This is a genomic window from Shewanella woodyi ATCC 51908 (assembly GCF_000019525.1).
GTDB classification, from domain to species: domain Bacteria; phylum Pseudomonadota; class Gammaproteobacteria; order Enterobacterales; family Shewanellaceae; genus Shewanella; species Shewanella woodyi.
The window spans coordinates 5,537,319-5,551,088 of record NC_010506.1 but is presented as its reverse complement, the minus strand read 5'-3'; the positions used below and the strand labels follow the sequence as shown (position 1 = coordinate 5,551,088).

The 13,770-nt window shown below is 44.1% G+C and carries 12 protein-coding genes and 1 pseudogene; 7 read left to right on the top strand and 6 right to left on the bottom strand.

Annotation, left to right across the window (positions count from 1 at the left end; genetic code table 11):
- Positions 1 to 23: 23 nt before the first annotated feature.
- Entirely contained in the window at positions 24 to 983 is a 960-nt protein-coding gene (locus SWOO_RS23490; RefSeq protein WP_012327154.1) for an NTP transferase domain-containing protein, read from the top strand.
- Positions 976 to 2,043, top strand: a complete 1,068-nt coding sequence (locus SWOO_RS23485; protein WP_012327153.1) for a phosphotransferase enzyme family protein — start codon at positions 976 to 978, stop codon at positions 2,041 to 2,043. Before SWOO_RS23490 ends, SWOO_RS23485 begins: the two co-directional genes overlap by 8 nt.
- Before the next feature lie 11 nt (positions 2,044 to 2,054).
- On the opposite strand, the gene SWOO_RS23480 is transcribed toward SWOO_RS23485, so the two are convergent.
- Together SWOO_RS23480 and SWOO_RS23475 are read right to left on the bottom strand one after the other, a co-directional pair.
- Positions 2,055 to 2,747 carry an SOS response-associated peptidase family protein gene (locus SWOO_RS23480; RefSeq protein ID WP_012327152.1) on the bottom strand — a complete coding sequence of 231 codons (693 nt, stop codon included), beginning with the start codon at positions 2,745 to 2,747 and terminating at the stop codon, positions 2,055 to 2,057.
- 83 nt (positions 2,748 to 2,830) lie between these two features.
- Positions 2,831 to 5,701 carry a hypothetical protein gene (locus SWOO_RS23475; protein WP_012327151.1) on the bottom strand — a complete coding sequence of 957 codons (2,871 nt, stop codon included), beginning with the start codon at positions 5,699 to 5,701 and terminating at the stop codon, positions 2,831 to 2,833.
- Between the two features lie 358 nt (positions 5,702 to 6,059).
- Here SWOO_RS23475 and SWOO_RS23470 point away from each other — a divergent pair, with 358 nt between their 5' ends.
- The 3 genes from SWOO_RS23470 to SWOO_RS23460 all read left to right on the top strand — a co-directional run bounded on the left by SWOO_RS23470 (position 6,060) and on the right by SWOO_RS23460 (position 8,733).
- Positions 6,060 to 6,743 (top strand): amino acid adenylation, encoded by a 684-nt coding sequence (locus SWOO_RS23470; protein ID WP_229377270.1) that lies wholly within the window; start codon positions 6,060 to 6,062, stop codon positions 6,741 to 6,743.
- A 425-nt stretch (positions 6,744 to 7,168) separates the two neighbouring features.
- Entirely contained in the window at positions 7,169 to 7,480 is a 312-nt protein-coding gene (locus tag SWOO_RS23465) for a helix-turn-helix domain-containing protein (RefSeq protein ID WP_012327149.1), read from the top strand.
- A complete protein-coding gene (locus SWOO_RS23460; RefSeq protein WP_012327148.1) occupies positions 7,477 to 8,733 on the top strand; it encodes a type II toxin-antitoxin system HipA family toxin in 1,257 nt (418 codons plus the stop codon). The genes SWOO_RS23465 and SWOO_RS23460 overlap by 4 nt, the downstream gene beginning before the upstream one ends.
- A gap of 170 nt (positions 8,734 to 8,903) precedes the next feature.
- Here SWOO_RS23460 and SWOO_RS23455 read toward each other — a convergent pair.
- The 4 genes and pseudogenes from SWOO_RS23455 to SWOO_RS23440 all read right to left on the bottom strand — a co-directional run.
- A pseudogene (locus tag SWOO_RS23455) lies at positions 8,904 to 9,308 on the bottom strand (YicC/YloC family endoribonuclease); the annotation flags it as partial.
- A gap of 12 nt (positions 9,309 to 9,320) precedes the next feature.
- Entirely contained in the window at positions 9,321 to 10,628 is a 1,308-nt protein-coding gene (locus SWOO_RS23450) for a HipA domain-containing protein (protein WP_012327146.1), read from the bottom strand.
- Positions 10,615 to 10,863, bottom strand: a complete 249-nt coding sequence (locus tag SWOO_RS23445; protein WP_012327145.1) for a helix-turn-helix domain-containing protein — start codon at positions 10,861 to 10,863, stop codon at positions 10,615 to 10,617. The genes SWOO_RS23450 and SWOO_RS23445 overlap by 14 nt, the downstream gene beginning before the upstream one ends.
- A 352-nt stretch (positions 10,864 to 11,215) precedes the next feature.
- The gene (locus tag SWOO_RS23440; protein ID WP_012327144.1) at positions 11,216 to 12,079 is read right to left on the bottom strand and encodes a YicC/YloC family endoribonuclease; all 864 of its coding nucleotides are present in this window, start codon (positions 12,077 to 12,079) and stop codon (positions 11,216 to 11,218) included.
- Between the two features lie 212 nt (positions 12,080 to 12,291).
- Here SWOO_RS23440 and rph point away from each other — a divergent pair, with 212 nt between their 5' ends.
- A complete protein-coding gene (rph, locus tag SWOO_RS23435) occupies positions 12,292 to 13,005 on the top strand; it encodes a ribonuclease PH (RefSeq protein WP_012327143.1) in 714 nt (237 codons plus the stop codon).
- 87 nt (positions 13,006 to 13,092) lie between these two features.
- Positions 13,093 to 13,734 carry an orotate phosphoribosyltransferase gene (gene pyrE / locus SWOO_RS23430; protein WP_012327142.1) on the top strand — a complete coding sequence of 214 codons (642 nt, stop codon included), beginning with the start codon at positions 13,093 to 13,095 and terminating at the stop codon, positions 13,732 to 13,734.
- The last annotated feature ends 36 nt before the right edge of the window (positions 13,735 to 13,770 follow it).

Genomic DNA, 13,770 nt, shown 5'->3' with positions numbered 1-13,770 from the left:
ACTGATAATGATGATTTAAGTGAATGACAACAGATTGTGAAAATGAAGCGCTAACTTTAGTAATTATGGCTGCTGGGTTAGGCAGTCGTTTCGGCGGTGATAAGCAGTTAGCAGCGCTAGGACCTAATGATGAAACTATGTTGGAGCTCGCTATTGTATCCGCTTGTCGAGCTGGCTTCTCTGGCGTAGTGTTAGTGATAAGGCCTGAGCTAGAGTCTGATATCGAAGCGCTTTTTAATGACAGCTTAAATGATAAACTTGATGCAGGCTTTAGCCATGATTTTTGTTATCAGGCTATGGACGACTTACCTGAGGTTGCATTAGCTCATCTTTCCGATGTTAACCATAGGGAAAAACCTTGGGGAACGGCGCATGCACTTTGGAGTGCGCGTAAGAAAGTCAAAGGTCGAATGGCGGTGATTAATGCCGATGATTACTATGGTGACACGGCTTTTGAACTGCTTGCATCTGGGCTGAATGAGTCAAAAGAGGATTGGATGCTGGTTGCTTATCCCCTTAGCTTGACTCTCTCTGAGCATGGCGGGGTTAATCGAGGTGTGTGCCTAGTCAAAGAGGGACTACTTCAGAGTGTCGCAGAATGGACCGATATTCGTCAGAGCTCTGATGAGGGGTTAGTTGGAACCTCTAAAGGAGAGCGGGGAGTCTTGTCGCCTTCAGTGCCCGTCTCTATGACCTGCTGGGGATTCACCCAAGATATTTTTTTAGCGATTGAAGCGGAATTAATACAGTTTATTTCCGTTTATGGTCAGGAGGCCAAATCTGAGTGCTTTCTCCCAGATGTGGTTCAGCATAGTATGTCTAAAGCGGCATTAATAAATAATTTGCCTGACGCTAAGCGTGTCAGAGTTAAGACGGCTCAGGAGCCTTGGTTTGGTGTGACCTACCCTCAGGATGCAGTGTGGGTAAGACAGAAACTGTCTAAGCTATTAAATAATAAGAGTAATGGAGTTATTAGTGATTGATTTTGTTAGGCAGTTAGTACTGCCGCATTTTGGCGTCCCAGCGTTGGACGCAAGTGTGTCTCCGTTAGGTAATGGGCACATTAATGAGACTTTTTTGGTTCGTTGGAGTTCAGGCGAACTGGTTCTGCAGAAGATCAACACTGATGTTTTCAAGACTCCTAATGCTTTAGTAGAGAACGCACATAAGATTGCAGCTCATCTTACGCAAAAATGTGAGAGTAATGAGTACCAACTAAAAGTCGTTGGGCCACTGCGGACTCAAGATGAAGCGTTAGCTGTCGATCTTAAAGAGCATGGTTTTTGGCGCGCAATTAACTACCTGCCTTATAGTCATAGTATTGAAGTGGTAACCAATGAGGAGGAGGCGTTTGCTGCAGCTAAGGCTTTTGGTCATTTCTCCTCAGCCTTGAGCGATCTTGATGCTACTGTACTTGAAGATGTGATTCCTCAATTTCATCACCTGCCAGGACGTATCGCTCAATTAGAGTTAGCGGTTAGCAAAGATACACATAAACGATTAGATACCTGTAGTGATTGGGTTGATATGGTGTTTGCTCAGCAATCGCTTTTGCAAGAATTAGCCGAGATCTCACCGAGTTTGCCACTAAGAACCTGTCACAACGACACTAAGATTAACAATATGCTGTATGACAAGCGAGATATGAGTAGCTTGGCGATTATTGATCTCGATACCTGCATGAAGGGTCACTTGATGTATGATTTCGGTGATATGGTGCGAACCTTTACCTCACCGGAAGAGGAGGACTCTAAGGCGCTGGATAAGGTACATGTGCGAGAATCTATCTTCGCTGCTATCTGTCGAGGATATTTGAGTGAGTTGGGCTCTGTGCTCAGTGAAGATGAGAAGAGAAGCCTTTGGTTAGGCGCTCGGGTTATCTGTTTAATGATTGGGATTCGTTTCTTAACCGATCATCTTAATGGCGACGTATATTTTCATATTCATCATGAAAATCATAATCTTGAACGTGCGGCCAATCAGTTTACCTTGTATCAAAGTTTATTAGCCCAAGAGCAGGCATTAACACAGTATTTTAATTAGCCCTCCTTAAGCTAAGCATCATATGGGTGAAGCTGTTGTGCTTCACCTATGACTTTATAAAGGCTCGGTTTTTCAATTTGCTGAACTAAAAAGTTATGCCGAAGTGCAGGTGTTAGTAAATGCTCGAACATTTCGACCTGATGATTGTTAGGATCTAACCAGGCATCACGAACAGAAGTTGATTGCGGTAATATCAATGGACTCGCTTTACTGTGAAAAGCTTGCATATCAGGATGAGGCGGGTTGGTGATAATAGAGCATGAGATCTTATGCTCACCAGTTTTAGGGTGTTGCCACTCCTGAAATAGCCCCCCTAATGTGATCGCTGAGTCTTGAGCGATAAAATCATAATACTCTACAGTACTCCCTCGCTTTTCTGTTTCTCCAAAGCCTTTGGCAATAACAATGCACCTGCTTTCACGAAAGGGGGCATAACCAGCTGAACCGAACTGATTAAGCTTGTCATAACGGGTATTAAATGAGGTATATTTACTGGGCTTAAAGCCTGCATACCCCATATCTTGAAGTAACCACCAAGTTGCGGTTTGTAGCTGTCTGATCCCGTTAATTTCTCTGACTATGCTTATTTCATTGGTGGGCATCTTAAAGCGATCGAAGAGCATTTCGTTGGGGTTGGATACGCTTAAGTCTTGCATCAGTGCGCGCATAAACAGATCGTCTATCATATTGAGGCGGCCGCACATAAAGGCTCCAAGAATCGTAAAAAAGAAACAGTAACATAAAAAAGCCCGCACTGAGTACGGGCTAGTAAGCTTTTCAGGAATGACTAGGAAGGGGTAAATAACTTCATACTGTCACTCCAAACCTCTCCAGCAGTGCCGTCCATTTGCGACCATTCCGGCTCTTCGGTAAAGCCTTTAACCGAGAGGTGATCGCCATCTTGAATGATGAGACTTATCACAACGCTAAGGTCGCTGCTGCCACTAGTATTGGGGACGTCGATGATGAGCTCACCCATTGAATTCACCTCCCAAGTGAGTTCTTCGACTGTTGTTTCACCATCATCCATTTCCGTTAATGTGCCACTGCCATCACTATTAAAGAGCAATATTGTCTCAACATTGCCGTCTGAGTCGAAACTCTTTAACTGTTTACCACTTAACATGTCGGTATTAAATGAAGCTTCATTGCCATCACGACAGCTTGTGACTAAGGCTTGGTACTCAGTGAGTGACGCTAAGGTTTCAGTAACAGGCTGATCGGTTTCATCATTCCAAGTTGAGTCACCTTCACCACATACAAAGAGACTAGTATCAGGTTCTGGAAGGGGGAATAACTTCAACTTGTCGCTCCATACTTCACCTACTGTGCCGTCCATTGGGCTCCATTCACTCTCTTCAAGAAAACCTTTGACTGAGAAATGATCCCCATCTTGTTTAATCAGACTAATGACCGCCCTAGTATCATTGGTGCCAGCAGAGTTACCAATTTCAATAACTATCTCCCCTGTGTCATTGACCGTCCATTGATAATCTTCAACCATAGGCTCTTCTGCGTCATTATCAGTATGGCTACCAGTGCCATCAGCGTTGAATGTCAGAATTGTTTCTATCTCGCCATCCGAATCAAAAGATTTGAGCTTGTTACCCGCTAACATCTCGGTATTAAACAGCTGAGGTTCGCCATCTCTACAGTTAGCGACGAGGGCGAGGTATTCACTGTATGAACGTGTGGTTCCCTCCTTAGGTTGGTCGGTTTCTTCATCCCAATCTGAATCGCCATCACGGCAAACAAAGTCACTGTTGTCGGGCTCTGGTGGCATCACATTGTCGAGTAAGGTTAGATCTAGGTTTTCTAAAATGTCATTTTTAGCGGTGAGGTTAAACACCCACTCGTCGTCATCGGATACTAGACCTGCTGCGATAAACTCGCCTCGTCTGACTGCCCCCTCATATTCGGCGAATAGTAGCTCTCCCATATCCCCATCATCATTGTCACCAAAATTGCGCACACTTTCAGGCAGTGCTAATAGGAGCAATCTTTGCTCCATAACGGTTTCATCACGCCAAGTTCCTGTTGCAAATAGGGAGGCGACACTACTGACTTCGCCTGAGTCACTTTGTGCTTGCCACTCAATTTTGTAGTAGTTAACTTCGCCACCTTCGACCATCTCGGCGATGATAGAGCGACTGCCATCCCAGCCGACATGAGGGCCGACAATATTATTGACCATGCCATCCGATGCGCTGGCTGAGATCAGGCTATTTAATGTCGTTGCTGGGCCATCTATTTCACTTGCTGCTGTATGTGCCCAAACACTGTTGCACATACCTTCAAACAGGTCATCCTCTAAGCAGTCATCCCAATTGAAGATAGAGTAGACATCATTAATGTTGCTGAAACTTAACTCGAAAGCCTCTGCTTCGGCGCTAAAGGTGACGGCTTCAGGTATGATTTTATGCCAGACATCTGTGTCTGCTTGTTCCGATAGAAAGAGTTTAATTTTAAGGTCAGTGACAGAGATCTGCTCGGCGAAGATAAGCTCGCTCAGTATCGGTAGCTCTGAATTGACTAAGGTCATGCTGCCGTCATCATTGAGTGAGCTAATGATGAAGTTATCACTGCTGGCTATCCAGCCTGACTCGGTTAGGATAAGGTCGTCTTCATCACTGATCTCTGTCTCTTCGACAAACTCACCGTTAATTAGCTCGAAGAGTGTTTCGGAGCTTGTTTCGGTATCAGCGTCATAGGTTAAGGTGCCATATGAAAGGTGTAGCATGTTGTCATAATAGCCATCATCGAAGAAGTTTATCCCATCGCCACTAACAAGCTCGGTTAAGTTTGCGGCTGCCGCAGTCGCTTCAGTATCACGGATCTGCACTTGGCCTTCGAGATCGTCCGTCGATACTGTGCTCGCATCGGTAACAGTTTCTGACTCAACAACATCAGTGGGATCAAACTCCCCACCTTGCTCGTTAACAAACTCTACCTCAGTGACTATCTCATCTAGGGCCTCAATGATCTGATCGACAATTAGCCCAACCATATCGTCAGCTGTAATGCCCGCATCATCAGCCGCCGTTTGAATCGCCTCCAAATTGGTAGCGATAAGCAGGGCAGTTACCTGTGCGACTTGATGAAGACGCTCATATTCACTTTGGACATCTCCCTCTAGTTCATCGTTAAGCTGCTGGGCGACATAGTCTTGGCTGAGCTCTAAACTGGTGCCTAAAAGGGCTTGTAAGTTGGTTTCAGCTTCGGTTAGCTCACTACCCTGTTCAACTTCGTTTTGAACCATAGTGGTTAAGGGGCTGACGAACTCATAACCCACTGGAGCCGTCATAGTGTAAGGTTGGGTGATAGCCTCACCAGTGTCTTCATCGACCACTCCGGCAGTTACCTCAACCAGAAGTGGAAAGGTGTCTATCTGCTCTTGCGTTGCATCAGTAATGGAGAAATCGCCACCTGCACTGCTGATCGCGCTAGGTTCTCCATCATCACATAGTTTGTTTTCATTCAGATCTAGGCAGACCTTAGCTCCCACAAGGTAGCCGTCGGCGACTTTACCGCTCATCACTATCTGAGCAGGTTCAGGTGTCGGCTCTGGCGGTGGTGTGGAGTCATTATTGTCACTGCCCCCACAGGCACTAAGAGTTAGAAGAGGGAATGCTAGGAAAAGTAAGTGTTTGGTATTCATCAAATCGCTCCATTGATCTTGATGGGATATAGGATCCATTTTATGAGTTGAAGGGTCATGAACATTTTATGAGCATGGGCTTTAGGCACGGCACACTCGAAAACTGAGCCAAGTTTTTTCTTCGATTTATTGGCTTATTAAGCGTAGAAGTAAGCTCAGACTTGTGCCAAAAACTTTTAATAGGAAGGTGTTTCAGTATGTGTAACGCTTAGCGGATAGGCTGTTGTTCTGCAATTGGCTATTGCGTGTTGAGTTAGCTGTAAATATCGCTAAAGTTAAGAGTAATTTTGGTAAACCTATTCTACTTTGGTGAACATTGATGGCGCTATTTTTAAGTTTATCCAATTCTATGTGCAAAATGTTGAAACAGCCATTTGAGCGGATAACCGATGCTGAGGGTAATAACCCAGGTGTACAACCCATTACTACTAATGCTAATCGTGTGAGCTGGCAAGGGCAGGTGATTCAGTTAACGGGTCGTCATTGGCAACCCTATGATGACGGCAGTTGGCTGGTGGTGTTTATGGAGTCCAATAGTCGTTACTGCATGATGACTCATTATCCTCTGAAACCTGACTGGGAGCAGCTACAGCAAGATTTTTACAACCAGTGGAAACTTCACACCGTTGGCTGTCTTAGGGCTAATGGCTTTATTCGAAACGATGATGACGGTATGCAGGTGCTCGACAACATAGAGTGGTATTTTGATCAAACTAAGGTTCATGTTTTTCGTAACTTAGATCGCAGCATAGCAACCCACATTTCAGAGATACAGTACTATCTACGCTCACTATTTGATGATTACAATCCAAGCTGTTTTGACAGCGAGGAGGCGTGGGAGTTGAGTCATTTCATTAACCAGCAGCCTAAAAAAGTAGGGGGGAATCGTGGGAAAAAACATGAGTTTTTTCCTGTAGATCGTTTTATCCATGACATCCTTTACCGCTTTGGTAGTGGCATTAGTCCTGATGATTTTCTCGATGTTAAGCCCGGGGATTTTCCTTGCCCCTACCCACAAAAGCCGATGTTAAAGGTGTTGTAGTTGGTTTTTATGTTGATTCTATCGACATGTAAAATATACATGTTTAAATAATGCCTTTTTATCGACATGTGGGATGGGCAATCTAGTCACATATATAGAAAATGCTTCAATCTATACATGTCACGGCGAATATGTATAGAAAATGCGATTATCTATACATATTACCGATAAGGCAGCTTTACTACTTTCTCAATTATTCCAACATACTCACTGATTGGTTTATCAGTGAAGGAGAGTTTGCTTCATTTCATAACTACCTTGCCAAAGTTTAAAAGCTTTGACTATCGAGTCTTAAAGTATCGATACAACTCTTAAGTTGTACTACGAGTCAAATACATCCAATAAGTTGTTTATGGTACTATTTACAACTAATATGTTGTTTATGCGTTTGTGTACAACTTTTTTATTGTTTAAGGTTGGGTGTGATGACGATTGAGCAAATTTCCAAACTACTTTCATCTCGACGTAAACAGCTTCAGATGGAACAAAAAGATATGTATATGCGCATTGGTATGAAGCAGCAGCAATACCAGCGTATCGAAGCAGGTAGCGATATGAAGTTGTCTACTCTGTTACGTGTTCTAGATGGTTTGAATATGGAATTAACCATTGCCCCTAAAGAAAGCAATATTCAACAACCGAAATTAGAGGCCGCTTCTAGCGATGCCAGTGTTGAATCGCTAGAAGATGATTCAGATGATTTAGGGTTTTGGTTTGGATCTGAGGATCAAAAATGAGCAAACAAATAGAACAAGTTGAAGGGTTGAATATTCAGCTACACGGTATCGATATTGGCGTTGTTGCTCATTATGCTGGTGGGAAGAACATACTTAGTTTTAACCCTGTATATATTGCAATGTGTCAGCATGAGCGACCAGTGCTGACACTTAGGCAGCTTCAAGATCCTAATTATTTTAATAAGCCTCAAATCCGCAGTGAAAAGATCCCCCCTGTATTATCGAATTTATTACCAGAGGGGATCTTAAGAGAGATTGTGGCGAAAGCGCTTCAATGTCACGTGAATAATGAGTTCTCGATTTTGGCCTATTTAGGGACTAATTTACCAGGTGCATTAGTGGCGTTGCCAATTAAGGCGGGAGATATGCCCAGTTGGGCATTAGAGCAACGTTTAGTTACTGAGCCACAGCAGATTAACGTTAAACATGCAGATACTAAATTCTCACTTGCTGGTGTGCAGATGAAATTCTCATCTTCTCATGTAGATGGGCACTATCACATTGATCAGGAAATCTCTGAAGATATGTGGATTATTAAAACGCCTTCAACGGTGCATAAAGGTGTGTCTGTTAATGAGTATACCTGTATGAGGTTAGCCGAAGCCGCTGGTGCTAATATTCCAGAGATACGTTTGATTAAACTCGATGAATTAGAAGGCCTACCGAATATCAGGCTCCCCGATGAAACATATGCTTATGGTATAAAGCGTTTTGATCGTACTCATGAAGGACGAGTGCATACTGAAGATTTTGCTCAGATCTTCGGCTTATACCCTTCAGATAAATATCAGAAAGTTAATTATGAACAGCTAGGGCAGGTGTTATTTCGTACTAGTAATGATCGCTTAGATGATGTGCAGCAAATGGCGAGAAGATTACTGATTAATATACTGTTGGGTAATGGCGATGCTCATTTAAAGAACTGGACCATTATCTACCAAGATCAGCGTTCTCCTCGCTTGTCGCCGCTCTATGATGTGGTGTTCACAGCCCCATATATTGAGCATGATAACCTTGCTTTGAATATGACAAAATCTAAGCAGTGGTATGAAATGACAATGGAGCATTTTGAAAATTGGTCAAATAGTGTAGGTGTTCCATGGGTAGCAATTAAACCACATCTTTTAGATACGATGGAGAAGGCTCGCTCTATGTGGCCTGAGATGCTTGAAGAACTGCCAATGCTGAATGAGCATAAAGAAGCTTTGCAAAACCATTGGCAAAGATTATCACCAGATTTTCGGATTGATTAGTGTTTCTAGTTAGTAGGTTATCAAGTTTCGTTGAGGTAAATAGCTGTTTACTCGAGAATTAAAGAAAGTACTACTGCAGCTATTTAGCTTTGTGCATTCCTAGTGGGCTTCATTTGTTTGATTTTTCTTTCATATCTCTGGTTGTGATTGCTGCTCGAACATTGGACAGATTATTCTACGTTCTGGATCTGCTCAATTAGCACTTTAAGCTCTACCGCTGCTGCGGTGACGTCGCTACTGATTGACTTAGACGCTAGAGTGTTTGATTCGCGGTTAAACTCTTGCATCATAAAGTCGAGTCGGCGGCCTTGTGCGCCACCTTTTTTGAGGATGCGTTGTGTTTCGGCGACATGGGCATCGAGCCTATCCATCTCTTCGGCAACATCCATCTTCTGCGCTAGGATAACCATCTCTTGCTCAAGGCGGGCTGGATCGAGTTCACCTGTTATCTCAGCTAGACGATTGGTGAGCTTGTCACGTTGCCATTGCATGACGGTTGGCATATGTTCACGGACGATAGCCACTTGCTCAACGATGGCGTCGAGACGGGTTTGTAGCATGGTGTTGATATTAGCGTTGTTACTTCGCTATAGCTCAATGTGCTTCATTTCTTCAACCTGAGTTAGGTAGTATTCACATCGTGCTTGAATCGTTGCTTTGTAAGCTCCAACATACTCGGATTCTGCATCCGTAAGCTCCCCAGCTTGGTTTGCCGCTTTATCCAGGTTACCGATAATTGCTTTCGCTAGTTGCTTGAGGGTTAATTCAAGTATGTTTTGCTTAATGCCGCACTCTTCAGCAAATGTCATTAATTGGTAGGCGTGGATCTTATCAGCCTCGAACTCATCCCCAATAGCCATAGCAAGCTCTTGATCAAAATCAGGGTACATCTGCACGTTGACAAGATCATACCATGGGGTCGGTTCAAGCCCATTCGGAGTGACATAGAATGAATAGTTTTTGCCATGTGAATCCGCATTGCAGACGAGTAAGTTAAAGATTGTCCAGCGAAGCATGTCAAACTTGGCTTGTGCAGGGTTAGCGCAGTGCTCTGCGATACTAAACAGTTTTTCTAGGCTTACTCCTTCACGGATGTCTCGTACGTCACGACCACTACCAAGATATCGTTCATACTTTCTTGCGACGGAAAAGCCCAGAGCTTGACATGCATCGATCTGATGACGACGCATTACAATATGACGCTCAGGATCGTACATGCGATCGAAGCGGGTGACGGATAACGCTTTGTATTTCCCTATTGGCAATATCTCTACTTTGGCCACCTGCATACCAATGAGGTCGGCAAGTGTCATGGTCATAAATTCGTTGAGTACGAGGTGCTGCTGATTGCTTTTTTCAAATTTAATGATGTGGGTTGAACACAGCTCACCTTCACCAAATCCGTATTCTGTGTCGGTGTGGAACAGGTTTAATTTTGATTGAACCCCTGCAACGGAAAGGCGTGGTTTTCCGTCCCAGACTTCCATCGGCCAATGTTCAGGATCTTCGATTCGCTTGATAAGATCTGCTTTACTAATTGGGGTAAAAGAGGTTACTGGTGGCTTGGTGGCCACAGGCAGATACAATATTGCACCTGAGGTATCGAATCCAATGCTTTTGATCAAAGCAAATGTATTACTTTTGGCAATACCTAGGGCTTCAATAAGGTGATCAAGCCCTTTATTTTCGGGCAGTAGGTTAGTCAGATAAATGGAAATTTGAGAACTATTAGCTTGGCCATCAAGTGGGAGCTTTGGTGAAATAGGAAAACCATTTTCCTGCCAAGCTTTAGTGTATTCGATAGAGAATCGTTCAGTGTCTATGTCAAAACCTATCGTCCCAATAACCCTGCCTCTAAAGTGCATCTCAAGTGTGTGAAAGTTAGAACCACTCATTACTGCCACCTAATTTGTTTTCGCTATTGGGAGTATCGAAGGTCAACTTTATACCAAGGCCATTGAGGATTTTCACTATCGTTGAAAAGTATACATCTTCGCCTTTTTCGACTCTGATCAAGGTCTTCTTGGTAACACCACAGAATGATGCGGCTACTTCCTGAGTCATGTTCGCGGCCTTTCGGCGGTCTTTGATTCGTTTGCCTAAAGTGTTTGGATTGAGTTGAGTGACCATGTTACCGCCATTGAAAGTGTACTTATGGTTACTTTAGTACTTTGTATGTCATGAATCAAGATGAAAGTGTAACAACCTACACCATTGGCGCGGGTGGCAACTGTTTTACTTAAAAGAGAATGATCGTACACATTTAGCGAAAGTATGCGGTTGCGCTCTTTAAACGTGTAACAAGGTACACTTTTTGATGCGCAGTTCGAAAATCAGTACTTTGAGAAACAATATAAGTGTCTAAGAAATTAGGGGCTTACAACAATGCTCCAAAAGGGCAAACAAAAAGCCCAGCATTAGCTGGGCTCTCTAATATTTTACTGCTTGTCTTTTAAAGCGACTTTCACAAGCTCAGAAGTAGTTATTCCACGTTCTGAATTTGTTCTCTCATCTGCTCGATAAGTACCTTAAGCTCTACCGCTGCTGCTGTCACTTCTGCACTGATTGACTTAGACGCTAGGGTGTTTGATTCGCGGTTGAACTCTTGCATCATAAAGTCGAGTCGACGGCCTTGTGCGCCACCTTTTTTGAGGATGCGTTGTGTTTCGGCGACATGGGCATCGAGCCTATCCATCTCTTCGGCAACATCCATTTTTTGCGCTAGGATAACCATCTCTTGTTCGAGTCGGGCTGGATCGAGTTCACCTGTTATCTCAGCTAGACGATTGGTTAGCTTGTCACGTTGCCACTGCATGACGGTTGGCATATGTTCACGAACGATAGCCACTTGCTCAACGATAGCGTCGAGACGGGTTTGTAGCATGGTTTTAATCGCTTCACCTTCACGGCCACGGGCTTCGATAAATTGATCGATAGCACTATCAAAAGCGGTAAGTAGCTCTTTGCCTAAAGCATCCATATCCTGCTCGCTGCCAGACATAACGCCAGGCCACTTTAGGATATCAACTAGGTTTAATTCACCTTGACCCGCTTCCTGTTTCACCCAGTTGGCTGCATTGACAAGTTGCTTTGCTAAGTCTTGATTTAGCTGTAGCTCACTGTTTTTATTATCAGCAAGATCGTATCTTAGATTCACCTCAATTTTGCCACGATTAAGGCGCTTACGCAGACGGTCTCTTAGCAGAGGTTCAAGGCTTCGGAAGTGTTCTGGCAGGCGCAGGTAGGTCTCTAAATAGCGCTGATTGACTGAACGGATTTCCCAAGAGGCTGTGCCCCATTCTGCTTTGTGCTCGATTCGAGCGTAGGCTGTCATGCTTTGAATCATGGGTCTGTATTCCAATTTGTTTAAAACGGCAAAGTGAACAGGGATTATAGACCCCTAAACTTGTGCGTCAAAGTAATCTCGGCGAGCTTTACGTTATGGATCGGAATATCGTGGCATCCAAGGGCACAACCCCCTATAATATCGATCCAAAATCACCCACTCAAAATCATGTAGCTCAATTGCCATTAGATTTATGAATACAGGAATTTCCTATGCGCCCAAATGACAGAACGCCAGCACAATCTCGCCCAGTGACAATTACACGTCAGTTTACAGCCCATGCTGAAGGCTCTGTTTTGGTAGAGTTTGGCGAAACTAAAGTGCTGTGTACTGCAAGTTTCACCGAAGGGGTGCCACGTTTTCTAAAAGGAAAAGGCCAAGGTTGGGTAACGGCTGAATATGGCATGTTGCCTCGTTCTACTCATAGCCGCATGGATCGTGAAGCGGCTCGCGGTAAGCAGTCTGGCCGTACTCAAGAGATCCAACGTCTTATTGGTCGCTCTCTTCGTGCAGCTGTGGATATGAAGGCACTTGGTGAAAATACCATAGTGATCGATTGTGATGTGATTCAAGCCGATGGCGGTACGCGTACTGCAGCGATTACAGGTGCCTGCGTTGCGCTAGTTGATGCGCTAAACTGGGCTCGTGGCAAAGGTATTTTGAAGAATAACCCACTTAAGTTCCTGATTGCCGCGGTTAGTGTTGGTATCTATAAAGGTGAGCCTATCTGTGATCTCGAATATATCGAAGATAGTGAAGCTGAAACCGATATGAATGTCGTGATGACAGAAACTGGCAAGATGATCGAGATTCAAGGTACCGCTGAAGGTGAGCCGTTTAGCCATGAAGAGCTTCTTAGCTTGCTTGAGCTGGCTAAGCACGGTATTCGTGAGATTGTTGATGTACAGAAAGCTGCATTGAGCTAATCATTGTTTTTGTTATTAGGGCCCTACGGGGTCCTTTTTGTAAGTGAAATTGAACAAGAGTTACCCCTACATTTTTAAGGAGAGATTGTGAAAGCCTATCAGCGTGAGTTTATCGAGTTTGCATTAGAGCGTCAGGTACTTAGATTTGGCGAATTTACGTTAAAATCAGGCCGTACAAGCCCCTATTTTTTCAATGCTGGCCTGTTTAATACGGGGCGTGATCTGGCTCGCCTTGGTCGTTTCTATGCTGCTGCTTTAGTGGATTCTGGTATTGAGCATGATCTACTTTTTGGCCCTGCATATAAGGGGATCCCGATTGCGACGACAACGGCTGTAGCTCTGTGTGAGCATCATGATATCGATATTCCTTACTGCTTTAACCGTAAAGAGAAGAAAGATCACGGTGAAGGCGGTAGCCTAGTAGGGAGCGAGCTAAAAGGCCGTGTAATGTTGGTTGATGACGTGATCACTGCTGGTACCGCTATTCGTGAGTCGATGGAGATTATTGCCGCCCATGAAGCTAAGCTTGCCGGTGTGTTAATTGCGCTGGATCGTCAAGAGAAAGGTAAAGGCGAGCTTTCTGCTATTCAGGAAGTTGAGCGTGATTTCGGCTGTGATATTGTCTCTATTATTAAGCTAGGCGATTTGATCAACTACTTATCTGAAAAGCCTGGTATGGAAGCTCAGCTTGAATCTGTTAGTGCTTATCGCGATCAGTATGGGATTTAAAGCATACAGATGACTGAACGCTGCGCTCACGGATAA